The sequence below is a fragment of the Streptomyces sp. NBC_00457 genome, from assembly GCF_036014015.1.
In the GTDB taxonomy this organism is placed as follows: domain Bacteria; phylum Actinomycetota; class Actinomycetes; order Streptomycetales; family Streptomycetaceae; genus Streptomyces.
Map to the genome: position 1 here is coordinate 625,273 of NZ_CP107905.1, position 24,096 is coordinate 649,368.

The window sequence follows — 24,096 nt, forward strand, 5'->3', positions numbered from 1 at the left end:
GCGTGCCGATCGGCCCGTGTCGCCGTCACGCCGTGCCTCCGTCGCCGTCGACGAGGACCTCGCTCAGGCCGCCGTTCGTGCGCCACTTGGCCAGCAGGGCGTGGAAGGCCACCGGTCCGTCGCCGTACGACTCGCTGCGCTCCCTGGGCCGGCCTTCGTTGTTGTAGTAGCCGGGGGTGCACTCGGCCTGGAAGCGGTAGAGGTCGGCCGCCTTCTGACGGATCGTCGCCACCCATGCGGCCTCTGCCTCGGCGCTCGGCTCGACCCGAAGCGCCCGCCGGTCGCGTGCGGCGCGGACCACGGCGGCCACGTGGGTGGCCTGTTCGTCGAGGACGTGGACGAAGTTGACGGAGCTGGCGTTCTGCAGCGGTCCCAACTGGAAGAGGTTGGGGAAACCGTGGCTGTAGAAGCCGTGCAGGGTCTTGGGGCCCTGCCGCCACGCCTCGGTCAGGGTGACACCGCCCCTGCCGTGGACGGGGAGCCGTCCGGAGAAGACGCCGGACACACCGACGTCGAAGCCGGTCGCGAAGATGATGCAGTCGACCTCGTACTCCCGGCCTCCGACGACGACCCCGCCCTCGGTGATCCGCTCCACGCCGTGGCTGTCGGCCGTGTCGACGAGGGTGACGTTCGGCCGGTTGAAGGTCTGCAGGTAGGAGTCGCTGAAGGTGGGCCGCTTGCACATGTAGCGGTACCAGGGCTTGAGCAGTTCGGCCGTCTCCGCGTCGTCGACCAGGGCGTCCACGCGGGCGCGGATCTCGTTCATCTTCTGGTAGTCGGCGATCTCGTACGCCCGTTCCCGCTCCTCGGGCGGCAGCTGCCGGCGGTGGCTGTCGCTGGGGATCAGCTTCTGCTGCAGCCGGGCGGTGTGGGTCCAGCCGTCGTCGACGAGGTCCTCCTCCGCCGGGCCGCCGGTGACCAGGGTGAGGAAGTTCTCCATACGGCGACGCTGCCAGCCCGGTGTCAACGACCCGGCCCAGGCGGGATCCGTGGGGCGGTTGCCGCGTACGTCGACCGAGGAGGGCGTGCGCTGGAACACGTACAACTGCCGGGCGTCGGCGCCGAGATGCGGGACGCACTGGATCGCGGTCGCGCCCGTGCCGATCACGCCGACGCGTTTGTCGGCGAGCCGGTGGAGGTTTCCGTCGGCGTCCCCTCCGGTGTATGCGTAGTCCCAGCGGCTGGTGTGGAAGGTGTGGCCCTTGAAGTCGGTGATGCCGGGGATGCCGGGCAGCTTGGGCTCGCTGAGGGTGCCGCTGGCGGTGACGACGTAGCGTGCCCGCATCCGGTCGCCCCGGTCGGTGGTGACGATCCACTCCGACTCGGCGTCGTCGTAGCGCAGTTCGGTGACCTGGGTCTGGAAGCAGGCGTCGCGGTACAGGTCGAAGGTCCGCCCGACCGCCTGGGCGTGGTGGCGGATCTCCTCGCCGGGGGCGTACTTCCACTGCGGGACGTAGCCGACCTCCTCCAGCAGCGGCATGTAGATGTACGACTCGATGTCGCAGTGGATGCCGGGGTACCGGTTCCAGTACCAGGTGCCGCCGAAGTCGCCGCCCTTCTCGATCACGCGGATCGATTCGACGCCCGCCTGCCGCAGCCGGGCGCCGGCGAGCAGACCGCCGAACCCGCCGCCGACGATGGCCACTTCGACCCGGTCGGTCAACGGCTCGCGTCCCGGCAGGGGTTCGGCGTAGGGGTCGTCGGCGTAGTAACCGAACTCTCCGGCGAGCCGCTGGTACTGGCCGCCGCCGTCGGGGCGGATTCTGCGGTTCCGCTCGGCTCGGTAGCGGGCGCGCAGAGACTCGAGGTCGAGGCCGGGCGCGTCGGGGCCGGGTGAGGCGTGGGGGGAGGTCATGGGCGCAGTCAATCGGGTCGCCGGCATTTACGTCAATCAACTGCTTTAAATTCTGGCCACGTCGGGATCGCCAGGACGGTGAGGACGATCCCCTGTCCGTCAGTGCTCCGGGGCGCAGCAGTCGCCCTTGGCATCGCCGTCCGACGCCCGCTCCAGGCGGCAGAAGCAGGACGCTTCGACGGGTACGTCCGTCATGGCGGCGGCCATCTTCAGCTGCTGGGCGACGATGCGCGCCTCCCCCACTTTGCCGAGGCGGAGCAGGCACTCGTGGAAGCCATGCAGGGACCAGACGTTGCCGAGGTGCTGCAGGGCGCGCGGGAGGGAGTCGTCCAGGCCCAGGTCGGCGCGGTAGACCGCTTCGGCCTCCGCGACGCGGCCCTGTTCCAGGAGGAGGGCGCCGTAGGCGTGCCGGGTGGGCTGCATCCATCCCCAGGGCTCGTCGTACGGGAGGTTGTCGTCCAGGTCGATGGCCCGTTCCAGGGCGGCGAAGGCGGTGTCGTGGTTGCCCTTGCGGTACTCCAGCTCCCCGTCCAGCATCGCCGAGGCGACGGCGAGGATGTCGGCGCAGGTGTTGTTGAACAGCATGCGGGTGGGCGGGACTTGGGCGAGCGCGCGGTGGAACAGCTCGCGTTCGGTCTCGGCCTCCGGGATGCGGCCGGTCGCCGAGAGCGCCACGCCGCGGGCATAGTGCAGCATCGCGGTGGTCACGCTGTAGAGCTCCGGGTCGGCGGGCAGGGGCAGTTCGAGGATGTCCGCCCAGCGGCCGAAGCGGATCAGGACGTGGACCCGCATGGCCAGAAAGCCCTCCAGCCAGTCGGCCATGGGCGGGCTCTGCACCCGCAGCAGTTCTTCGGGGATGGAGGCCTCGAGTTCGGCGGCCGTCTGAAGTGCGGTTCGGGACTGGCCGAGGAACATCGCACCGTAGATCTTGAAGTGGTAGTTGTGGCATCGGTACAGGGTGTAGAAGTTCATCGCGCCGGAGCGGGCGCGGAACTTCTCGTCGGCGGCGATCGCACGGGTGTTGTCCGACACGACGCGCCGGTAGTCGCCGCACAGCACGTCCAGGTGCGAGGGCATGTGCTGCAGGTGCCCCGCATCCGGCACCAGGTCGCGCAGCCGGTCGGCGACGGGGAGGGCGGTCTCCGGGGTCGGGGACATCTCCATCAGGTGGATGTAGAGGTGCAGCAGGCCCGGGTGGCGTGCCCCCTCCTCGGTGGCCAGTGCGCGTTCCAGGACGGCCTTGGCCTCCCTCGTACGGGCACCTTCGGCGGGCTCTCCGGTGGGCAGGTCCCACAGCTGCCAGGGCGTGAGGTTCATGAGGGCGTCCGCGTAGAGCGTGGCCACGTCCAGGTCGTCGGGGGCGAGGTCGTAGACGGCACGCATGCTGTCGGCGTAGGGCGCGTTCCACACCGAGCAGTCCTCCACTGCCTCGGCCTGCGGATAGCGGGTGCGCAGGGCTTGGATCAGGGCCCGCTCGACGGGGGTGGTGCCGGCCGCTCTGTCATGGGCCAGTTCCACGGCGGCGTGGGTCCGGTCGACGGTGCGTTCCAGCTCGTCGCCGTCGAAGGCCTCCCACGGCTTGTTGTAGTTGGGGCCGAGCGCGTAGGCGATGCCCCACTGGGCCATGGCGCAATCGGGGTCCGCCGCTGCCGCGGCCTCGAAGCAGCGGACGGCTTCCTCGTGGTGGAAGGCGTACGTCCACACCAGGCCGCGGTCGAACCACAGCTGGGCCTCGGCGGACGAGGTTGTCACAGGGCGGGAGTGGGTGCCGAGATCGTAGTAGTCCATGGGCTTCTCCTCGCATCCGCCATCAGTCTGGTCATGATCTGCCGACCGCACCACCGGCCAGGCCTACCTTCCCTGAAGAACGCCGCATCCGCCCATTGGTGGCTGCCTCAGGCGCACTTTCCGTTCGCTCTCGCCGCCCTCGGCATCGATGTGCTGCAGCAGGCGGGCCGGCCAGTCGGCACCACGACGGCCGTCCGCCCCTGCGAACCGTCGTCGCTGCTTCGGGCTGAGGGAGGCATGGGCGGTCACTGGGGAGTGACGGCCAGGACGCGGTTGAGCGCGCTGTCGGGGCGGCCGGTGAGCTCGTCCCAGGTGCCTTCCTCGGTGATGCGGCCGGCTTCGAGGACGGCGATGCGGTCGGCGCGGCGGATGGTGGCGGGGCGGTGGGCGATGACGATCGTGGTGCGGCCTTCCGTGCCGAGAGCGGTGGCGAGTTGGGCGTCACTGGCGTTGTCCAGGTGGGCGGTGGTCTCGTCGAGCACGAGGACTCTCGGCTCGGCCAGCAACGCGCGGGCGAGAGCGATCCGGGCGCGCTGGCCGCCGGAGAGGGTGGAGCCGCGCTCGCCGACGAGTGTGTCCATGGGGGCGATCCGGTCGACGCCGCACAGCCGGGCCGTTTCGGTGAGGAGGTCGTCGTCCGCCTCGGGCGCGGCCAGCCGCAGGTTGTCGGCGAGAGTGCCGTGGAAGAGGGAGATGTCCTGACCCACCACGGCGAGGGCACGGCGGAGTTCGGCATCGCTCAGGTCACGTACGTCGACGGGATCGCCGGTGCCGGGTATCAGGTGGACGGTTCCCTCGGACGGGTCCCAGAAGCGGGCCAGCAGGTGGGCGCACGTCGACTTGCCGGCCCCCGAGGCGCCGACCAGTGCGAGGGTCTGCCCTGCGCGGACCGTCAGGTCGACTCCGTCCAGCACGGGCCTGCCACCGTAGTCGAAGCTCGCTTGATGCAGCCGGACGCCCAGCGGGCCGGAAGGGAGCGGGCGGGGTGAGGCGGGCGGCGGGGCGAGAGCGGGGGCCTTCAGGGCCGCGTCGACCCGGGCGGCCGCGGCGCGCAGTCCCACCGCCTGGCTCAGTGCCCTGGCCGACTCGGCGACCGGGCCCAGCACCGACAGGGCCAGAGCCATCGCCGCCGGCGCCCATGCGCCGTGCAGCCGCCCCGAGGTCACGGACTGCCCCGCGGCAGCCACCACGCCGAGGACCGCAAGCACGATGAGGAGGTCGCGGACAGCGGCGGCCATGGCCTCCCAGGTGGCCTCGGCCCGCTGGGCCTCACCCACCTGCCGGCCCTGTTCGGCGAGACGGCCGCGCCGCTCGGCAAGCCCTCCGAAGGCGAGCAGCTCACGCAACCCGTCGACGGTCTCCACGGTGTCGGCCGACAGCTTCGCGGCCGCCGCCCGGGTGCGGGCCCCGCGCGCCGCGCGTCCGCGCGCGTCGGCGAAGGGCGCCACGGCGAGCAGCGCGGCCACCGGCACCACCGCCACCAGCAACCACGGCTCCACCGTGGCCAGAACAGCGGACCCGCCGGTGAACACCACCCCGGATGCGAGGAGTTGAGCGGTGGTGTGGGCGTAGAAGAACTCCAGTGCCTCGACGTCGGCCATGGCGGTGGCGGCCAGGTCTCCGCTGCGCCGGCCTGCGACGCGGGCGGGTGCGCTGCGGGCGAGCCCGTCGAAGACGCGCACGCGCAGTTCGGCCAGCACCCGGTAAGCCAGGTCGTGGCTGAGGTCCATCTCGCGCCAGGTCATCAGGGTGCGTACGAGGACGAGGACGACGAGCGCGCTGACCGTACCGGCCGAGGGGGCGCGGTCCTCGATGACGGCCGTTCCGACGGTGTGCGCGGCCAGCGTCAGCAACGTGACGAGTGAGCCTTGTTCCATGAGTGCGGCGCCGCAGGTGCGGGCCATCATGATCCGGTGCCCGGCGAGGGCGGGGAGCAGGGCGCGCAGTGCGCCGCGCGCGGGCAGATCAGTTCGGGTGCTGCTGCTCATGCGGCGAGCCCTCCCAGGTGAGCGTGGCCCGCCTTGACGAGCTCCGTGTAGACGCCCCCGGCTTCGACGAGGGTGGTGTGCTCGCCGACGGCGTCCACGCGTCCGCCGTCGAGGACGACGATGCGGTCGGCGTGCCGGACGGCGGCGAGCCGGTGGGCGACCACCAGGACGGTCCGACCGCCCGCGGCGTCCAGCAGTTCACGGATGATGTCCGCCTCACGGCGTTCGTCGACCGCGCTGGTGGCCTCGTCGAGGACGAGCACCGGGGCGTCGGCCAGCAGGGCTCGGGCGAGGGCGAGCCGCTGCCGCTGGCCGCCGGACAGGGTGGCGCCCCGTTCGCCGAGGACGGTGGCGTAGCCGTCGGGGAGGGCGGCGATCTCGTCGTGGATGCCGGCGGTGCGTGCCGCGCGTATCAGCGCGTCGTCCGTGGCGTCCGGCCGGGCCAGACGCAGGTTGTCGGCGATGGTGGCGTGGAAGAGGTACGTCTCCTGGGAGACGACGGCGATGCCCCGCCGCAGCGAGTCGAGTGCGTACGTGGTCACGTCGTGGCCGTCGAGGGTGATCCGGCCGCTTTGCGGGTCGTGGTGGCGCAGGAGCAGGGCGAGGAGTGTGGACTTGCCGGCTCCGGACGGGCCGACGATCGCGGTGGTACGTCCCGCTTCGGCGGTGAAGGTGACGTGCCTGAGCGCGGGCGTCTCGGCGGCGTCGTAGGTGAACTCGACGTCCTCGAAGCGCAGTTCCGGCGGGCCTGGCCAGTGCGCCGGTGCCGTTCCCGTGTCGGGGACGGCGGGTTCGGCGGTGCGCAGCGCCGCGAGTCCGTCCGCGGCCGACACGCCCAGGTATCCGGAGTGCCATTCGCGGGCCAGGTCACGGACCGGCCCGAAGCACTCGGAGGCCAGGAGCAGCACCAGGTAGGTGCCGGTCGCCGTGGTGGATCCGGTGACGGCCGACCAGCAGGCGAGGAGCGCGGCGGCCACGGTGCCGCCCTGGATGGCCAGATCGGTGATGCCGGTGTCGACGAGGGACACGCGCAACTTGGCGACGGTCGCCCGGTGCAGCGCCGCCGACCGCTTCTCCAGCCGTTCCCGGGTGCGCCCGACGGCACCGGCGGCCCGCAGGGCGGGCATGCCCTGCAGGGCTTCGAGGTAGTCGGCGCCCAGTTCCTCGTAGGTGTCCCAGTGTTCCTTGCCGCGCCGGGCCAGCAGCCGGTCCCAGGCGCGCGGCCCGACGAGGGCGAGCAGCAGTGCGGGGACGAGGGCGAGGAGGGCGGCCGGTTCGATGACTGCCAAGGCTGCGAGCAGCAGGGGCGGCACGGTGAGGGTGATCAGGAGCTGGGGCAGGTAGCGGGAGACGTAGGCGTCGACGCCCTCCACCCCGTCGACGAGGGTGGTGCGGACGGCCCCGGCGCGTGCGGTGGTCAGGTGCGCGGGCCCCAGTCGTCCGAGGTGGGCGAGGAGTTCGTCCCGCAGAGCCACCCTGACCCTGGCCCCGGCTCGGGTGGCGGTGCGCCGTTGCCAGTTGCCGAGTCCGGCGCGGGCGGCGACGACGCCGAGCACCGCGCCGAGGAGCAGCGGGAGCCGGTCCGTGTCCCCGCGGGCCAGGTCGGCGAGGGCGAACGCCAGGAGTACGGCCTGCGCGAGGTGGGTGAGGGTGACGGCCGCCTGCAGGAGGGTGGCCGCGAGCAGGGGGCGCCGTGCGTGCCGTGCGGCGCGGAGCAGCTCCGGGTGGACGATCACGAGGTCTTCTCCTGGTCGGAGTGGGTGGTGCCGAGGGCCAGGCCGTGGACGATCCAGTCCCGGCCCGGTGGGGCGCCGAGCGCGGCGCCCAGGTCCGCCTGCTGCCAGGAGCCGACGGGGCGGGCGGCCAACCCGTGTCGTACGGCGCCCAGGTGGGCGAGGTGGACGGCGAAACCGGCCCGTAGGTGCGCTCGGCGGATCCGTGGCGCGTTGGCGTCTGCCGGGCACCCGTACGCGAGCAGTACGGCGCCCACGTCCGCGATCCATGCCTGGCCGGCAGCCCATACGGCGAGCGTCGGCCGGGCCTCCCCCGCCGCGAGCCGCCGCAGTGTGCCGTCGGGCGCCAACTCGACCAGTTCGGGCCGCGGTTCGCCGACGGCCGCACACCAGGCGAGCTCACCGGCGCTCGCCTGAACGGCTGTTGCGAGCACCGCACGCAGAACGTCCGGGGGCGGGGTGCCGGTGAGCGGTGGCGGGGCGCTGCGGCGGGCCAGCAGTTCGCGGGGAGCGGGCATGTCCATGGGTGGGCTCGCCCCCTGGGACTGAGAGACCTGGCCTCCCTGCTCAGGTGGGGTGAAGTGCAGTGTGGCCAGCGGGTGTTCGGTGAGCCCGTCCAAGCGCACTAGCGGCTCTGCGATGCCCAGCGCACCAGCCGCGTGCCACAGCGCCGCGGCAACGTGCCCGGTGTCCAGCAGGATCAGCGGCCAGGCACGGTGGCCGTAGTGCGAGACCGTGCGCTGCGGGGTGACGGACAGTTCGACCGTCACCCCGGGCAGGGTGCCGTCGGGTTCCCTGCCGAGTCGGTGCACGCGGTGGCGCAGCGGGTCGTAGCCGTAGCGCCCGGGCGGCAGCGGACAGCCGGTGCCTACGAGGAGTTCCGCGTCCACCGGGTGCAGCGCGCCCGCCGAGGGGGCGGGCCGCAGCCGCCCGGAGCCGTCCGATGCCGCCAGGGAGAGGCGGAGCAGCCGCTCCAGGTCCAGCTCCCCCGGGCCTGCCTCCGGCAGGGGACGCGAGGGTCCCGGCCACGGACGTACGGCGGGCCCGGCGGGCGTGTCCGGTCCGGGCCGCTCGGGGGAACGGGCCCGGGCGAGGGCGGTGACGAGATCCACGGGGTGGTCCTCACATGTGGGGCGGAGGAGCCAGCGTGAAGTCCTCCGGCCCGCTCGGCGCGGTCGTACGCCAGCCACGGGCGACGGCGGCGTCGGCGAGGCGCGAGGAGCCGAAGTACCCAAAAGCCGCTGGGGCGTTGGGGATCAGACCGGAGACGAGGACCCGGGCGACGCGCAGGGACGTCTCGGCCACGTCCTCGGTGGTGAGGTCGAACGTCATGACGCGGTGGCCGCCCTCGTGGAGGGCACATTCCAGCCGGTCCCGGCTGCCGGGCTCGACCGCGTCGATGGAGACGGTCCCGTGCGCCGGGTCGGTGAACCGCCGGGCCTCGGGCGCCATCCGCTCGTCCAGCCACACCTGGACGTGCGCGCCCAAGTCCCGTACGTGCTCGAACTGTTCGCCGCACACTTCGAGATAGCGGCCGTCGGCACGGTGGTCCAGATACAGTCCGCGGGCGAGCAGCCCTGCCTCGACGGCCTGGAACACCCAGCCGTCGGGATCGACGAGCCCCTGTGTGAAGACCCAGGTGTGGACGGCCTCCAGTACGGCCTTGCGGGCGGCCTCGGACGGGTCGTACTTGCAGGCGAACCCGGCGGCGTACAGACCGAGCCGGGGGTCGTGGACGAGCGCGGCCATACAGGGAGCGAACTCCGAGGGCATCTCGACGAGATGGACGTCGAGCGCGGATCCGGCGAGGTCGTCGGCGAGGCCGGGCACGCTCGCCGGGTCGATGCCGCGGGTCGGGCCGTCCAGGTGCCACCACAGTTCGAGCGCGTCGCGTTCGACGATCTCCAGCAGGCCGCGTTCCACGGCGTCGTCGAGACCCTGCCCGGTGGCGATCCCGGCGTAGTTGAGGTGGTGGGTGCGCGGCAGCGAACGCAGGTCGCCCTGGCGCCAGTTGAGGTGCGTGAGCGCGACGGGCGCCCAGACCTCGGCGGTGCCGCCGCCGGGCAGCCGTTCCGTGCCGCGCGTCCACAGGGACGGCGTGTCGGCGGTGAGGGGGCGGTAGGGGAACTTCTCCCGGGCGTACTGCCAGTCGGCGTACGTCGGCAGCTCGTCCGGCCCGTACAGCCGCAGGCCCTTCTCGGCCAGGTCGGTGGCCGTGGCGCGCAGCGGGGCGGCGGGGTGGCCGGGCGGCGGCACCCGGTTGCCGCAGTACCGCTCGATCCCCTCCGCTATGGCGGCTGTTCGGGCGCCCTCGGGGTCGCCGAAGGTGGTGCCGAGCGACACCCGGTCGGCGGGCCACAGACCGAGCCGCCGGGCGTCGGCGATCTCCGCGGTGAGCGCGGTGTAGCGGGGCGGTGCGCCCTCAGGGTGCTCCACGGGCTTGACCGCGCGGACGATGCCGCAGACGGGGTCGACGAGAGTTTCCAGCGGCAGCGCCGTCATCGCAGGATCTCCTGTGCGGGATCGGTGGGGGTGGGACGGGACCGGAGCACGGACAGCCGGAGCGCCACGCTCCCGGCGTCGACTTCACGCCGGGAGGGCAGCAGCCGGGTGGCCGTGACCGGGGCGTCGCCGGTGTGGGGGTTGCGGGCGTGGGCCGGGAAGTGGTGGCCGGCGATCTCCAGGCGGAGCCGGGTACCCGCGGCCAGTCGCCGCGCGATCCGGCCGAGTCCTACGGTGAACTCGGCGTCCTTTCCTGGTGGTTCGTCGCGTCGGACGATGCCGACGGCGAGCCGCTGGGCCACTCCTGCCGACGTGATGGCGACGAGTCGGACGGCCCAGTCGGCGGACGGAGTGTGTGCGGTGGCCCGCAGCCGCACCTCCACGGGGCCGACCACGTCCAGCGGGCGCGGCAGTGGCGGGGTGACCAGCAGACAGCGGTCGGGGTGACCGTCCGTGGTGACGGCCAAGTCCTCGGAGGACACGGGACGTTCCGGATCGGCCGTGAAGGAGGAGCCGTGCAGCAGCCGTACGTTCTGCGTGCGCGGCTCTCCTTCGATGTCGGCGGGCATCCACAGGAGGCTGCCGCCCAGGCCCACCGCGCCACGGTGCCCGGGGCCGAGGTCCCCGGCGAGGGCGCGGCGGGCCCAGCGTACGTAGAGCTCGCCGAGGCTCACCCGGTGCGCGGCCTCGGCGTCGGGGCCGGGCTCGGCGACGAGACCGTGCCCCCAGGGGCCCAGCAGCAGCCGCGCCGACGGACCGCCCCAGCGGCGCCACAGCGCGACGGTGTCGTCGGTGAAGTGGTCGTGGTGGCCGCCCACCGCGAGCAGAGGCATCCCGGCGCGCCCGGCCGCCGAGACGAGCCGGCCACGTTCGCGGTGGCGCCACAGGCCTGGCCAGGAGGGCAGGCTCCGGCCGAGCCGCTCGGGGAGGCCGGTCAGCGGCAGATGGGTGAGCAGACCGGGGTCCGCGGCGAGTGCCTTGCCCAGGGCGCTCTCGTCGGAGTCCGGCCGGTCGCCGTGCGCCGCCCACCACCCGGCGCGGGCCAGCAGCCGTTCCACGCCCGAGGGTTCGCGCGCCGTCTCGGCGGGGCCCAGCGCGGGCACGGCGGCGATGACGGCGTCGGGCCGGGCGTCCGTGGGCGCGTCGAGCGCGAGGGCCAGGGCGCAGTGGGCGGCGTAGGAGGCGCCGACGGCGACCACCTGCCCGTTGCTCCATGGCTGCCCGCGAATCCAGTGGACGGTCGCCGCTCCGTCGGCGGCCTCGTTCTCGTACGGGTGCCACTCCCCCGGCGACGCGTGCCGGCCCCGTACGTCCTGGACCAGTGCGGCGAACCCGCGGTGGGCCCAGCCGCGCAGCTCGGCCCGGTGCCGTCCGCGGTCGTAGGGCGTGCGGATGAGGACGGCCGGGAAGGGGCCGTCGCCGTCCGGGAGACGGACGTCGGTGGCGAGCCCTTCGACGGCCACGGTGAACGGCGTCATCCGGCCTTCTCCGGTATCCGGGCGACGTCGGGCACGGGCAGCACGGGGTGTTCGGTGACGGTCAGCGTGCGCAGGTCGACGCGCCGGAGCCGGCGCCGGGCGGGCAGGTCGCCGGTGTCGGGTGCGCCGGTGGCCCACCGGCTCAGGTCGTCGGCGAGCAGGGCGGCCAGCAGCCCCGCGGCGGGGGCGGTGAGGTGAACGGGGGCGCCGGAGGTGCGGGGCCCGCTCCAGTAGGCGGCCAGCTCGCGGTGCGCGGGGGTGGCGGCGAGCCGGCGGGCGCGGACGTGTGCCGAGGTGACATCGCCGGGAGCGGCGGCGAGGGGCTCGACGTACGCCTGCCAGCCCTCGCGGTGGCAGCGCAGCCAGGCGATGCCGCGCTCGGGCAGCCGGTCGGCGGCGTCCCACAGCTCGTCGGGCACGGGCCCGTCGAGGCACCACACGACGGCGGCGGGTTCGTCGGCGGGCAGATCGTCAGCCGTGCCGTCGGGGGCTGGGCGCGTCGGCTCGGCGCCCAGTGCGCGCAGGAGTGCGGCCAGTGGCTCGGTCAGTACCGGGTCTCCCAGCAGGCGGATGTCCCGGCGATCGGCGGGCCATCGCGGGCTGCGCGGTCCGTCCGCCAGGTACCCGGCGCCCTCGAAGGCCCGGACGATGCGGTCGAGTTCGTTGTCCGGCTCGCCCGCGGTCGTCGTACCGGAGAGGCGGGAGAGCAGGGCGTCCTCGTCCTCGTCGCTCGTCCTGACGCTGAGGAACTCCCCCTCGGCCGTACGGACGGCGAGACCCCGCCCGGGTACGGCGACGACCTCGACACCGGGGGCGAGCTGGCTGCGGGACACGTCGATCCTCCTGTGGGAAGGGCTTGGAACGGCGTGGGCCCGCCCGCACAGTGACGGGCGGGCCCACGGTCGAGGGAGCTGGACCCTCGCTTACTCCTCGGTGTCCTCGAAGGGGTTCTCGACGAGCGCGTTGGAGTGGGAGGCCGAGGCGTGGGCCAGCTGACCCTGGTCGGCGATCGGGGTGAAGATCTGCTCGTTGTCCATGAACTCTCCTTGTTCGTCAGGGGAGATACGGCGTTCGGGTGAGCGCCGTCGCCGACTCTAATGAATATGATTTTCATATTCTAGTGCTGGGAGAGGGTGATCTGGGTAACACACGGGCCAGCCCCCTTCGGGGTCCCGGCCGACCCGGCCGGCCACCCGGAGAACGTCCGCAAGCAGCCCTGGCGTGACCACCTCCTTGGGCGTCCCGTCGGCCACCACGCGGCCGTCGCGCAGCGCGACGATCCGCTCGGCGAACCGGGCGGCGTGGGCCAGGTCGTGCAGCACCATCACGACGGTGAGACCCCGTTCCTCGCGCAGACGGACCACCGTCTGCAACACGTCGAGCTGGTGGTGCAGGTCCAGATAGGTGGTCGGCTCGTCCAGCAGCAGGACGCGGGTGTCCTGGGCGAGCGCCATCGCGAGCCGGACCCGCTGCCGCTCTCCCCCGGACAGGGCATCGACGTCCCGCTCGGCCCACTGCTCCACGCCGACGTCGCGCAGTGCACGGCGTACGACGGCGTCGTCGCCCTCGCGCAGCATGCCGAGCGGGCCGCGCGCCGCGTATCTCCCCTGCCGCACGAGGTGACGCACTGTCATACCGGGCACGGCCGGGGCCGACTGGTGCAGCAGCGCGACCCGTCGGGCGGTGGCGCGCCGGGACAGCCGGGCGAGGTCGTCCCCGCCGAGCAGCACGCGCCCCTGGTCCGGCCGCAGCAGCCCGGCGGCCAGCCGCAACAGGGTCGACTTGCCGCAGCCGTTGAGGCCGATGAGAGCGGTCAGCTCACCCGGCTCGACGGTCATGTCGACGCCCCGCAACACGGGTTGTCCGGGGTAGCCGAAGTGGACCCCCTCGACGCGGATCCCCACGGACTCGGTCATGGTCTGTCCTTAAGTCGACATCAGAACGTACGGCTCGGCGCGCGGCGTACGACGACCAGCAGCAGCGCGGCCCCGAGGCAGGCGGTGAGGGCCCCGACCGGCAGCGTGAGCCGACCGGAGTCCAGAGCGGCCGCCAGCAGCCGCGAGGACAGCTGTGCCAGCGCGTCCGCCCCGCACACCACCACCGCGCCTACCAGGGCGGCGCCGGGCAGCGTCACCCGCAGGTCGGCCCCGAAGACGGCCACGGCGAGGTGCGGTACGAGCAGCCCGACGAACCCCAGCGCCCCTACGGCGGCCACCGCACCCGCCGTCAGCGCCACCGCGCACAGCAGGGCGAGGGTCCGGGCCCGCCGCACGGAGAGCCCTGCGGCGAGGGCGAGTTCGTCCCCGCAGCGCAGCAGGGTCAGCGGCCCGGTCAGCAGCCACGCCGCCACGCCCCAGGCCAGCGCCCACGGCCACAGCAGATGCCAGTTCTGCCACACCCGGCCCTCCGTCGTGCCGACGAGCCACTGCACGACGCTGCCGAGCTCGCCCGGATCGACGAGCAGCACCATGGCCGTGAGCCCGCCGAGCACCGCCGACACCAGCACCCCGTGCACGGCGGTCTGCGCGGGATCGCTGCGGCCGCGCCCGGCGAGCAGCCACAGCAGCGCCGCACCGGCGCAGCCGCCCACACACGCGGCGACGACCACCGCGAGAGGCGATTCCCACCCCGCGAGTCCCAGGCTGGTCGCGGTGACGGCCCCGAGCACCGCACCCGGAGTCACACCCGTCACCTCGGGCCCGGCCAGCGGGTTGCGCAGCGCCGACTGCAGGACCAGACCCGCCACGCCGAGGCACGCCCCCGCACCGAGGGCCACCAGGAGACGGGGCAGCCGGAGTTGGAGCAGGATGTGCCGTTCCGTCCTGTCGCCGCCCCCGCCCAGGACGTCCCAGACCACGGACGGGGACATGCCCCGCCCGGCCACCAGCTCCACGCAGGCGCATACGACGACGAGTGCGGCGAGCACCGCGAAGCGCCGGCTCACCGGGTCTCCTTCTCATGGTGGTCGGCGGAAACTCCGGAAGGGCCTGAGGGCACCGCTTCGGCACCCTGCGGCGCCGAGCCCACAACAGCCGCGCCCGCCACCCCGCGCCGGGCCGCCGGCCTGTGGTCGGCCGACCGGAGCAGGGCGACCCCGGCGGGCACGCCGAGCAGAGCCGTCCAGGCACCGACCGGTGTCTCCACGGGCGCCAGCGCCAGCCGGGCCGGTACGTCGGCGACGGCTACGACGACAGCGCCCCACGCGGCAGACCAAGGCAGCCAACGCACGGCACCGGCTGCGGGGTTGAACCACCGCGCCAGATGCGGAGCGAGGAACCCGACCCAGGCCACCGGCCCGCACACGGCCGTCACGGGCGCGATCAGGACGACGGCGATGGCCAGCGCGGCCAGCCGTGCCCGCTGGGCGCGCACCCCCAGCGCCTCGGCGTCCTCGTCCCCCAGTCGCAACACGGACAGCACCGGCGCGCACAGTACGAGCGCGGGCACCGCGACGAGCAGCCACGGCCACAGCCCGGTGACGTCGTCCCAGGTACGGGCGGAGAGCGAACCGAGCAGATAGCGGTAGATCAGCTGGAGGTCGAGCTGGTCGGCCATCACCATCAGCACGAGCAGCGCGGCCTGCAACGCGGCGGCGACCGCGGCGCCGGTCAGCAGTACGGCGGACGGACTGCGCCCCAACCCGGCGGCCAGCAGCGTGAGTCCGCCGCCGAGCCCGGCCCCGCCGATGGCGAGCAGGGGCTGGACGGCGGCGGGGAGGGACACGGCCAGCACCAGCGGCGCGGCCACCCCGAGCGCGGCCCCGGACGACACACCCAGCATCTCGGGGACCGCCAGAGGGTTGCGCAGCGCCTCCTGGAGCACGAGCCCCGCCGCACCCAGACAGGCACCGGCGACGAGCGCCAGCACCAGCCGGGGCACCCGGAGTTCGGTGACGACGATCCCGGCGAGCGTGCTGTCCGCGTCCAGCACCGCAGCGGGCAGCCGGTGCAGCGGGACGTAGGGCGTGCCCAGGGTCAGCGCACAGGCCGACGCGGCGACCAACAGGACGACCACGACGGGCAGTTGCCACACTGCCGTGGAGCGCACGGACCGCCGTGCGCCCGACGCCGGGTCACCTGCCGTGATGTGCGTCGTGGTGGGCGCGCTCACCGCAGCGCGGCCGTGGCCTCATCGAGGATGATGCCCAGCGATCGGGTACCGCGTCCCTTGGCCCAAACCTCGGAGTTCACCTCGTGGACGTCCCCGTTCCTGACAGCCGGGATCTTGCTCCACAGAGGGTTCTTCGCCAGCTTCTCCGACAGCTTGCCGTCCGCCTCGCCGAAGCTCATCGTCTCGACGAACAGCACGTCCACGTCCGCCGCGAGGATCTCCTCGAGGCTGTAACTCCCCTCCACGCCGCGGGACTTCCAGGGATAGTCGGCCAGCTTCGGGAACAGGCTGGCGCCCACGTCCGTCTCGGGGGTGGCGACGCCGAAGTTCTCGTCGCTGCCGTAGATGATGAGCGCGGTCTTGTCGCTCCTGGTCTTCTCGGCCTCGGCGAGCTTGGTGCGGAAGGTCTTCTCGGCCTTCTCGCCCTCGGCGGTGCGGCCGGTGAGCGCGGCGACATCACGCAGGTAGCCCACGCTGTCCTCCCACGTCTCGGGCTGCATGGGCCAGAAGGTGGTGGCGCCCTTCAGGGCCGGGGCCAGCTTGCCGTGGGTGTCCTCGAGGCCGATCACGAGATCGGGCTTGTGGGAGAGGATCGCCTCCACCTCGGGCGCGATGAAGCCGCCGGGGATGACGTCGGCCTCCTTCGCCTTCTCCTCCCCCAGGAAGCCGGGTTGGGCAAGGAGCACGCTGTTCGTGGCTGTGGGGACGATACCCAACTCGGTCAGGATGTCGTCGCAGAGCGCGAACAGGCAGACGATGCTCTTGGGCTCCTCCTTGAGGGAGAGCTTCACACCGCCCGTGTCGGTCAACTCCCGCGTCGCCTTGATGGGTTCGACGGTGACATCGGTCTTCGGGCCGGCCGCGGCGGCCTTCTCGCTCGCCGGTTCGGTGGACGAGCCGCACCCGGCCAGCACCGAACCCACCAGGGCTGCGGTGATCCAGCTTCGGACGAATCGTGACGGTGAGCGCAGCATCGATGCCCTCGCTTCTTCTCAGGGACCCCGGAACGACCCGAAGATACATGATAATCGTTTTCAACATCACCCTGTTTGCTTGGAGGCATCGATGACCGCCACCTCTCCCCTGCTGCTCGTCTCCGACCACGTGGAGGGATCCGTCCACGTACTGACCGTGCCGGACGGCACCGAGACGGGCCGCCTCACCGGCCGTCACCTCTCCGAGCACGCCGGGTTCTTGGCGCTGCCCGGCGGGCGGGCGGCCTGCGTCGACGACCGCAGGGGCGAGCTCCTGGTGCTCGACCCCTTCGGCGACGAACTGGTGGAAACCGCGATCCCGGTCGCCGTGCCGGCCGAGCACCTCGCGTGCGACCCGTCCGGACGGTGGGTCGCCGTCACCACCGGCCTGGGCGAGAACGCCGAGCCGTGGTCGGACCTGCTGACGGTCGTCGACCTCACCACGGGCGACGCGACCCGGGTACGCACACGCGTAGGCGAACCGGGCGTGACGGTCCTGGGCAACGGCGATCCACTGGTCGTCCTGCGCCACCGGGAACCCGGCGCGCTGGCCGCCCACCGGTTCGCCGACCTGCTCGAGGCACCGCCCGGCTGCCCGCCGGTCACGCCGCACGCACACCTTCCGCTGCCGGACGACGGACACGGGGACGCCCAAGACCCGTGCTCCGGCCACGTCTTCGCGGCCACGAGCGACGGGGTGCACCGGGCACGCCGCGAGGGCGACGCACTCGTCCGGGAGCACACGATCCCCTGGGACTCGCCCGCCCGGGGCTGGTACCTACGACTCGACCCACGACGACGGGCGCTGTGGTCGACGCTGCGGGGCGGCCCGGCAGACGCGCTGCGCTGGCCGGAGTGGACCAACCAGGCATGGCACCACGACCTGGAGACGAACCGCACGACTGTGACCGAGCTCGGCCCCGGCCTGGTCTTCCGGCTGGCCCTCGCCCGACACCACACCGCATTCACCCGTATCCACCCGGACGGCGACGAACTGATCCTCCTGGACGCCGACGACACCGCCCGCCACGTCCCCCTCCCCGCCATGGACGGCGCACCCCGCCGAGGCGGCACCCCCTGGGAAGGCGTCCAACGCCGCGCGGTGGCCGCCTCACCGGGCGCCGACTGGATAGCCGTCACCCGCGGCGGCCACGGCGAAGTCCACATCGTCGACGCCGGGACAGGCAGCGAAGCAGCCCGATTGAAACTGGACACACCCCTGCATCACGGCGGCCACACGATGCTGCGCACGCAGACCGACGGCGCCGAAGGCGATCCTGTGGGCCGGTGACAATCACCAGCACGATCTATTCAAGTTTGACTAGAGTGGACCTATGACTGAGAAAACCATTCCGATCCTGCCGTGCCGGACCCTTCAGCCCGTTCTCGACTTCTACACCGCCCTCGGGTTCGAGGTGACGTTCCAGCAGAAGAGCCCCAACCCGTACGCGGTCGTGGAGCGCGGCGGCATCGAGCTCCAGTTCTTCGGCATGAAGCAGTACGAGCCGGCTGAGTCCTTCAGTACGTGCTACGTCCTCACCGATGACGTCGACGGACTGCATGCCGCCTTCCGGACGGGGCTCAAGGCGGCGTACGGGAGGATCCCCACCCGAGGGCTGCCGCGTATCGGGCCGCTCAAGGACATGTCGTACGGCGTGCGGCAGTTCCTCATGACCGATCCGGGCGGCAACTGCATCCGCATCGGGCAGCCGACGAGCGAGGACCAGCACCACCGGCCCGCCCCCGAGGAGACCTTCGCCCGCGCCCTCCACCATGCCTCCCTCTTCGCGCACTCGAAGGACGACCTGGCGGGCGCCGCGAAGATCATCGACCGGGTGCTTCACCTGGAGGACGAGCGGCCCACGCCCGTACAACTGCTGCGCCTCCTCGTGCTGCGAGCGGACGTCGCCAGGCGCCTCGGTGACGAAGAGACCGCGACGACGGCGCTCACCGAGGCCGTCGCGGTCCAACTCACCGCCGAGGAACGGGAGTCGGTTCGCGACGACCTCGAGCGCCTTGAAGAGCTGCGCGACTGAAGGCTGCTGACAGCCACTTGTCGGTCTCAGGAGCCGTCGTCAGCGAAGGGGCCGTCGGCGGTGAAGGCGCGTGCGGCGAAGCGTTCGCCCATGCGGCGGTGGGTGGCGGCGTCCGGGTGGAGCTCGTCGGGGAGCGGCAGTTCGGCGTAGTCGGTCTCGCCGTAGAGTTCGCGGCCGTCGAGGTAGTGCAGGTTCGGGTCGTCCGCCGACCGTTGCGCCACGATGCGGGCCAGCTCCTCGCGGATCACGCGCAGCGTCAGCTTCCCGCTCGCGCGTTCCGCCGGATCGCCCAGGGCCGCGAACCGCAGCCGCCCCTCGCTGATCTCGCTGAAGTCGGGGAACGCGGGGCCCGGCGTGTCCTCGTGGATGGGGCACAGGATGGGCGAGACGACCAGCAGGGGCACGGTCGGGTGGCCCTCGCGGAGGGTGTCGAGGAAGCCGTGGACCGCGGGACCGAAGGCGCGCAGGCGCATCAGGTCGGCGTTGACCAGGTTGATGCCGATCTTGACGCTGATCAGGTCGGCGGGGGTGTCGCGCATGGTGCGTGCGGTGAACGGGTCGAGCAGGGCGCCGCCACCCAGGCCCAGGTTGATCAGCTCCACGCCACCGAGGCCGGCGGCCAGGGCGGGCCAGGTCGTGGTGGGACTGGCCGCGTCGGAACCGTGGCTGATGGAGCTGCCGTGGTGGAGCCACACCCTGCGGCCCGAATCCCGCGCGGGCTCGACCGGGGCGTCGGTGCGCAGGGCCAGGACTTCGGTGGTCTCGTTGTGCGGCAGCCAGATCTCGACGTCCTTGTCACGCTCGGGCAGACCGGTGAAGCGGACGGTTCCGGGTGGGCCGGGCTGCATCTCGGCGGTGCCCGCGGTCATGTCGATGATCACGGTGTTGCCGCCCGTAACGCTTGCCTGTCCGGCCGGGCGGCCGTCGACGATCAGGTCGTACACCCCGTCCGGGCGGGGCGGCGCGCCCACGTAGGCCCGCTTGGTGGGCAGCGTGTCCAGCTCGACCGCGGTGGCGCGGGTACGGAAGACCAGCCGTACGCCGGAGGGCTGGGACTCAGCCATGGCCAGCTGGGCGTCGGTGTTCTGGGCACGGGCCCACGCGGGCAGCCGGTGCGGCAGTACTCCGTGTTCGGTGCGCTCCACGTCGAGGGCGCCGCGCAGGAGGCCGGCGGTGACGGGCGTGGTGATCCAGTCGTGCTCGGTGTTCATGTCCTCAGCCTGTCGATCAAGAGGTGGGGCGGGCGGGCCAGTTGCGCAGCAGGGTGTCGAGGGCGTCCAGGACCCGCGCCCAGGACTCCTCGCTGTCGGGGGCGCTGTGGCTGAAACCGCCCGCGCCTTCGAGGCTCGCGTAGCCGTGGAAGACGCTGCCCAGCAGCCGTACGGCGTGGGTCTCGTCGGGTTCCGCCAGGTCGTAGCCGCGCAGGATCGCCCGCGTCATCCGGGCATGCCGGACCCCGGCACTGGCGGCCGCCGTCTCGGGGTCGAGCCGCATCCGGGCGGCCGCGGCCCGGCCGGGGTACTCGTGGGCGTAGTCGCGGTAGACGTTCGCGAACGCAGTCAGGGCGTCCTTGCCGGCCCGCCCGGCGACCGCGTCGGCGGACAGGTCGGCCAGTTCCTCCAGCGCGAACAGGGCGATCCGGGTCTTGAGGTCCTGGGAGTTCTTCACGTGCGAGTACAGACTCGCGACCTTGACGTCGAACCGACGGGCGAGCTCGGAGACGGTCACCTGATCGAAGCCGACCTCGTCGGCCAGGTCCGCGCCTGCCCGGATCAGGCGTTCTGTCGTCAGCCCCACTCGTGCCATAACCGTCCTCCCGTTCACCGAAATCGAGTATGCACTTACCTAAAGCCCTTAGGCAAATCACCTGGACCATTCGACTTCGCCTTACGGTGGCGGCATCCCGTCGGAAGGTGTCGGTAATCCCCCTGGGGCGCGACCCGGTACGGACCTAGCGTGTGAGCCGTCCCGCCGCGCGGCCGACGTACCGTCAGGTCCCAGGAGAAGGCACTCGCATGCTCGTCATCGCACCGATCTGCATCGGCGTCCTGTACGCCCTGCTCATGTCCCTCATCCGCGAACCCCACCGGCGCCGCTTCAACGCGGTCATGGTCGCCGGAGCCGGTGCCGCCTACCTCGGGACCGGGGGTCTGGGCGGGTGGGAGTTCGCCTTCACCGCGCTCGTCACGTACGTCGCCTTCCGCGGCCTGGACTCGTGGACGTTCATCGGCATCGGCTGGCTGCTGCACACGGTGTGGGACGTCATCCACCACATCAAGGGCAGCCCTCTGATCCCCTTCCTGCACGATTCGTCGCTGGGGTGCGCCATCTGCGACCCCGTCATCGCGCTGTGGTGCCTGTCCGGCGGGCTGTCGCCGCGCGAGCTCCTCCGCCGGGGAAGGCCCGCGGTCGTCCAGGACCAGGCAGTGTGACGTCCGCGAGCATCGCCGGCGTGCCTCCGATACAGTGTCCCGCCGGGATCACTGGGGAGGGGATTCGATGCAGGTCAGGGCGGGGATCGCGGGGCGTGGTGCGGTGTATGTGGCGTTGCTGGCGGGGGTGCTGACGGGGTGTTCGGAGGGCGCGCCGGAGGAGCCGGAGGACAAGCGGCCCTCGGCGTCGGCGAGCGCCGACGGGACGGTTGCCACCAAGGGGGGCACCATCGGCGCGAAAGGATCCTCCTGCGAGCTCCCGGTCACCTTCGACATCGCCGAGGAGTGGACGGCCGAGACCGTGGACGTCGGTCCTGCCGGGGACGTCGCCGAGGAGCTTCTCCGTCAGGGCCCGGTCGCCGTCACCTGCGAGATCGACGCCAAGCCCGCGGGGAACATCGGCTACCTGCGCGTCTGGACCGGCGAACCGGCCAAGGGCGACGCGCGCGCCGTCCTGCAAGCATTCGTCGAGGCCCAAGCCGGCGCGAGCAAGGAGACGTACCGGACGTTCAAGACGGGCGGTCTCGACGGCGTCGAGGTGGAGTACCTCTACACCAGCGAACTCCTGGACGAAACGAAGAAGGAGCGGGCCCTGGCCGTCGTCACATCCGACGGACCGGTCGTCGTGCATCTCGGAGGCCTGGACACCGAGGAACACGAGGAGATGCTCCCGGCGTATCAGCTCGCCAAGCGGACCCTGCGCGGCAACTGAGCCCGGAGGCCTGGCGCGGCGACCGGGGTCACGATGACGATCTGGGCCTCCTACGCTCCCGTATAGAACGCGATCGTCGCCGCCGTCGTGGCCGCCACGACCTCCGCCTCCGCACCGGATGCGGCGTACGCGGCACCCCACGCCTCCCCCGAGCGCGTCGCGAACTCCCTGCCCTCGGGCGAGGTGTCCCAGGCCTCCGCCTCCTCCCTGCTGATCTCGCCGCCCGCCAGGTGCCTGTCGAGTCCGAGGAGCCCCAGGTCCCACCCGACACCGACCGAGCCGGGCCCGTACTGGTCCCAGAAGTCGTCCGGCACCACGGCCACATGCTCCAGCTCCAGCACCGTGCGGTCCGCGCCGTCCGGCGTGAGGCGCACCTCGACCTCACTGAAGCCGGGGTCGGGCCCGTACAACCAGCTCACGCGCAGCCGGGTCGGCTCGGCGCACTCGAGGATCTCGCCGCCGGCGTTGCCCTCCAGTTGGTAGCGCCCGCCGAGCTTGAGCTCACCGCTGACCGGCAGGAACCAGCGGCTGATCCGCTCGGGCGAGGTCACGGCGTCCCACACGTCGGCGATATCGGCGTCGAAGGTCCGCCGCAGGAGCACGGTCTTCGCCTCGCCCGCCTCGACCTGGCGGGCGCCGACCTCACGGTGGCGACGGTTGATCTCGTCGACGATGTCACTCATCCCCGCTCACTCCCTTTTCTTCCTCTCTCAGCCTGCGCTCGCGCTTGCCCCGCGCGAGCTCCGTCCCGAGCGCGTCGAGCCGCTGATCCCAGAACCCCCGGAACCGCTCCAGCCAGGCGTCCACCTCGCGCAGCGGCGCGGCGTCGACGGCGTACAGCCGCCGGGTGCCTTCCGCGCGCACGGACGCGAAGCCGCTCTCCCGCAACACCCGCAGGTGCTGCGAGACGGCCGGCTGGGAGATCCCGAACTCGTCCCGGATCACGGCACTGATCTCGCCCGACGCCTGCTCACCGGATGCGAGTAGCTCCAATATCCGGCGCCTGACCGGATCCCCAAGGACGTCGAAGGCGTGCACGGGACGACTATGCCATCGTCGACTTATATAAGGCAAGCCTTAAGTAGAGGCTCGGGGCCGTGAGCGGTGCCCACGGCCCCGGTCCGTCTCAGACGTGCGGTCGGCGCCCTCGTTCCTGGTGCGGGAACGTCTGATCCACCCCCGGCAGCGTCGGCTTCGGCAGGGTCGCCACCTCTTCCTTCGCCTTCTCCAGCGGTGTCGTCGGGCAGCCGCGGTGGCCGGAGGCGGGCGTCCGCTCGGCCAGGGCACGGCCCGACGCGGTGAGGGTCATGCCGGTGCGGGAGCGTGTGAACAGCCGTACGCCCAGCTGAGTTTCGAGTTGCTTGATCTGTTTGGTGAGTGCCGGTTGGGAGACGTAGACGCGTTCCGCGGCGCGGGTGAGGGTGCCCTCCTCCGCAACGGCGACGAAGGAGCGCAGCAGCCGGGTGTCCACATCCATGCCGTCAGGTTATAGACGCAGGTATTGGACGTCGCCGTGCGGCGCTACGAGGCTGTTCAGCGAGCCCGGTCGAAGGGAAGGCACCGAAGGGAGGGCGAGACACATGGTCACCGCCTACGTGTTCATCACCGTCGTCACGATCGTGGCCAACGCCGCGATCGCGGGCGCCGACTTCGCGAGGGCCCGATTCGTCCTGGCGAACTCGACCGCGGTGGGGGTCCCGCAGTCGTGGCTTCCGTGGCTCGGTGCGCTCAAGGCGGCGGGAGCCGCCGGTCTGCTCCTCGGTCTGCTCGGGGTCCCGGGCATCGGGATCGCTGCGGCCACGGGGCTCGTGCTGTTCTTCGTGGGCGCCGTGGCCGCGCATGTCCGGGCCCGCGTGTTTGCCACGATCGTGTTTCCGGGCGGCTTCCTGGCGCTGGCCGTCGCCGCGCTCGTGCTGGGGGTCGCACGCTAGGCGCTCCGCGGGAAGTGGCGCCAGCAATCGGCCGCGGGTTCGTTGTGGCTGGTCGCGCAGTTCCCCGCGCCCCTTCGGGGCGCGGAGTTGGACTCAGAGCTGCCGGGGCGAGCCCTCGGCCGACGTGGCGGACTCGTCGTCACGAGACACGCACAGGGCCCAGATGATGAAGCCGGAGATCGCGATCATCACGACCGACCAGACCGGGTAGTACGGCAGGGAAAGGAAGTTGGCGATGAGGACCAGCCCGGCGATGGCCACGCCGGCGACGCGCGCCCACATCGCGGACTGGAACAGCCCGAAGGCGATGAGGACGGCGACCGCGCCGAGGGCCAGGTGGATCCAACCCCAACTGGTGAGGTCGAACTCGAAGACATAGTCCTGGGTCGTGACGAAGACGTCGTCCTCGGCGATCGCGGCGATGCCTCGCAGGATGTCGAGGACGCCTCCAATCATGAGCATGACGGCTGCGAAGACGGTCAGGCCGCCGGCCCATGCCTGGCCGGTCGTCCGCGGGTGTGCGGGGTGTGTGGCGGTCATCCTGCTGCCTCGATTCG

23 protein-coding genes and 1 pseudogene are annotated in these 24,096 nt (G+C 72.3%); 5 read left to right on the top strand and 19 right to left on the bottom strand.

Annotated features, from left to right (window positions below; translation table 11 throughout):
• Positions 1-25 precede the first annotated feature (25 nt).
• The 13 genes from OG828_RS02970 to OG828_RS03030 all read right to left on the bottom strand — a co-directional run bounded on the left by OG828_RS02970 (position 26) and on the right by OG828_RS03030 (position 16,428).
• On the bottom strand, positions 26-1,855 hold the full coding sequence (locus OG828_RS02970; RefSeq protein WP_328500005.1) for a flavin-containing monooxygenase: 1,830 nt from the start codon (positions 1,853-1,855) through the stop codon (positions 26-28).
• A gap of 99 nt (positions 1,856-1,954) precedes the next feature.
• Positions 1,955-3,643: a hypothetical protein gene (locus tag OG828_RS02975; protein WP_328500006.1), complete on the bottom strand. Its 1,689-nt coding sequence runs from the start codon at positions 3,641-3,643 to the stop codon at positions 1,955-1,957.
• Positions 3,644-3,888: 245 nt separating this feature from the next.
• Entirely contained in the window at positions 3,889-5,631 is a 1,743-nt protein-coding gene (locus tag OG828_RS02980) for an ABC transporter ATP-binding protein (protein WP_328500007.1), read from the bottom strand.
• On the bottom strand, positions 5,628-7,367 hold the full coding sequence (locus OG828_RS02985) for an ABC transporter ATP-binding protein/permease (RefSeq protein ID WP_328349867.1): 1,740 nt from the start codon (positions 7,365-7,367) through the stop codon (positions 5,628-5,630). Before OG828_RS02985 ends, OG828_RS02980 begins: the two co-directional genes overlap by 4 nt.
• On the bottom strand, positions 7,364-8,476 hold the full coding sequence (locus tag OG828_RS02990) for a nitroreductase family protein (RefSeq protein ID WP_328500008.1): 1,113 nt from the start codon (positions 8,474-8,476) through the stop codon (positions 7,364-7,366). Before OG828_RS02990 ends, OG828_RS02985 begins: the two co-directional genes overlap by 4 nt.
• A 10-nt stretch (positions 8,477-8,486) precedes the next feature.
• Entirely contained in the window at positions 8,487-9,866 is a 1,380-nt protein-coding gene (locus tag OG828_RS02995) for a YcaO-like family protein (protein WP_328500009.1), read from the bottom strand.
• Positions 9,863-11,344, bottom strand: a complete 1,482-nt coding sequence (locus OG828_RS03000; RefSeq protein WP_328500010.1) for a CocE/NonD family hydrolase — start codon at positions 11,342-11,344, stop codon at positions 9,863-9,865. The genes OG828_RS02995 and OG828_RS03000 overlap by 4 nt, the downstream gene beginning before the upstream one ends.
• Positions 11,341-12,177, bottom strand: coding sequence for a hypothetical protein (locus tag OG828_RS03005; RefSeq protein ID WP_328500011.1), 837 nt, complete (start codon positions 12,175-12,177; stop codon positions 11,341-11,343). Before OG828_RS03005 ends, OG828_RS03000 begins: the two co-directional genes overlap by 4 nt.
• Positions 12,178-12,267: 90 nt before the next feature.
• Positions 12,268-12,381: a streptamidine family RiPP gene (amiA, locus tag OG828_RS03010; RefSeq protein ID WP_246884701.1), complete on the bottom strand. Its 114-nt coding sequence runs from the start codon at positions 12,379-12,381 to the stop codon at positions 12,268-12,270.
• 57 nt (positions 12,382-12,438) lie between these two features.
• Complete coding sequence (locus OG828_RS03015; protein ID WP_328500012.1) at positions 12,439-13,260, bottom strand: ABC transporter ATP-binding protein; 822 nt, start codon at positions 13,258-13,260, stop codon at positions 12,439-12,441.
• Between the two features lie 20 nt (positions 13,261-13,280).
• Entirely contained in the window at positions 13,281-14,288 is a 1,008-nt protein-coding gene (locus OG828_RS03020) for a FecCD family ABC transporter permease (RefSeq protein WP_328500013.1), read from the bottom strand.
• Positions 14,285-15,346 (bottom strand): FecCD family ABC transporter permease, encoded by a 1,062-nt coding sequence (locus tag OG828_RS03025; protein WP_328504788.1) that lies wholly within the window; start codon positions 15,344-15,346, stop codon positions 14,285-14,287. The genes OG828_RS03020 and OG828_RS03025 overlap by 4 nt, the downstream gene beginning before the upstream one ends.
• Before the next feature lie 104 nt (positions 15,347-15,450).
• Positions 15,451-16,428 carry an ABC transporter substrate-binding protein gene (locus tag OG828_RS03030; protein ID WP_328436481.1) on the bottom strand — a complete coding sequence of 326 codons (978 nt, stop codon included), beginning with the start codon at positions 16,426-16,428 and terminating at the stop codon, positions 15,451-15,453.
• Between the two features lie 91 nt (positions 16,429-16,519).
• Here OG828_RS03030 and OG828_RS03035 point away from each other — a divergent pair, with 91 nt between their 5' ends.
• Positions 16,520-17,719, top strand: a complete 1,200-nt coding sequence (locus tag OG828_RS03035) for a hypothetical protein (protein ID WP_328500014.1) — start codon at positions 16,520-16,522, stop codon at positions 17,717-17,719.
• A gap of 43 nt (positions 17,720-17,762) precedes the next feature.
• The gene (locus OG828_RS03040; RefSeq protein WP_328500015.1) at positions 17,763-18,464 is read left to right on the top strand and encodes a bleomycin resistance protein; all 702 of its coding nucleotides are present in this window, start codon (positions 17,763-17,765) and stop codon (positions 18,462-18,464) included.
• 26 nt (positions 18,465-18,490) lie between these two features.
• Here OG828_RS03040 and OG828_RS03045 read toward each other — a convergent pair whose 3' ends face one another.
• Positions 18,491-19,675 (bottom strand): GDSL-type esterase/lipase family protein, encoded by a 1,185-nt coding sequence (locus tag OG828_RS03045; RefSeq protein ID WP_328349891.1) that lies wholly within the window; start codon positions 19,673-19,675, stop codon positions 18,491-18,493.
• 16 nt (positions 19,676-19,691) lie between these two features.
• Positions 19,692-20,270, bottom strand: a complete 579-nt coding sequence (locus OG828_RS03050; RefSeq protein ID WP_328500016.1) for a TetR/AcrR family transcriptional regulator — start codon at positions 20,268-20,270, stop codon at positions 19,692-19,694.
• Between the two features lie 209 nt (positions 20,271-20,479).
• Here OG828_RS03050 and OG828_RS03055 point away from each other — a divergent pair, with 209 nt between their 5' ends.
• Positions 20,480-20,896, top strand: a complete 417-nt coding sequence (locus OG828_RS03055) for a DUF6010 family protein (protein WP_328349895.1) — start codon at positions 20,480-20,482, stop codon at positions 20,894-20,896.
• Positions 20,897-20,963: 67 nt separating this feature from the next.
• Positions 20,964-21,608 carry a lipoprotein gene (locus OG828_RS03060; RefSeq protein ID WP_328349897.1) on the top strand — a complete coding sequence of 215 codons (645 nt, stop codon included), beginning with the start codon at positions 20,964-20,966 and terminating at the stop codon, positions 21,606-21,608.
• Positions 21,609-21,658: 50 nt separating this feature from the next.
• Here OG828_RS03060 and OG828_RS03065 read toward each other — a convergent pair whose 3' ends face one another.
• The 3 genes and pseudogenes from OG828_RS03065 to OG828_RS03075 all read right to left on the bottom strand — a co-directional run.
• Complete coding sequence (locus OG828_RS03065; RefSeq protein WP_328349899.1) at positions 21,659-22,291, bottom strand: SRPBCC family protein; 633 nt, start codon at positions 22,289-22,291, stop codon at positions 21,659-21,661.
• Positions 22,284-22,646, bottom strand: coding sequence for an ArsR/SmtB family transcription factor (locus tag OG828_RS03070; protein WP_328349901.1), 363 nt, complete (start codon positions 22,644-22,646; stop codon positions 22,284-22,286). The genes OG828_RS03065 and OG828_RS03070 overlap by 8 nt, the downstream gene beginning before the upstream one ends.
• Before the next feature lie 223 nt (positions 22,647-22,869).
• Positions 22,870-23,085 (bottom strand): annotated as a pseudogene (locus OG828_RS03075) (LysR family transcriptional regulator); the annotation flags it as partial.
• Positions 23,086-23,188: 103 nt separating this feature from the next.
• Here OG828_RS03075 and OG828_RS03080 point away from each other — a divergent pair.
• Complete coding sequence (locus tag OG828_RS03080; protein ID WP_328349903.1) at positions 23,189-23,539, top strand: DoxX family protein; 351 nt, start codon at positions 23,189-23,191, stop codon at positions 23,537-23,539.
• A gap of 93 nt (positions 23,540-23,632) precedes the next feature.
• On the opposite strand, the gene OG828_RS03085 is transcribed toward OG828_RS03080, so the two are convergent.
• Positions 23,633-24,079, bottom strand: coding sequence for a DUF7144 family membrane protein (locus OG828_RS03085; protein ID WP_328349905.1), 447 nt, complete (start codon positions 24,077-24,079; stop codon positions 23,633-23,635).
• Positions 24,080-24,096: the final 17 nt, after the last annotated feature.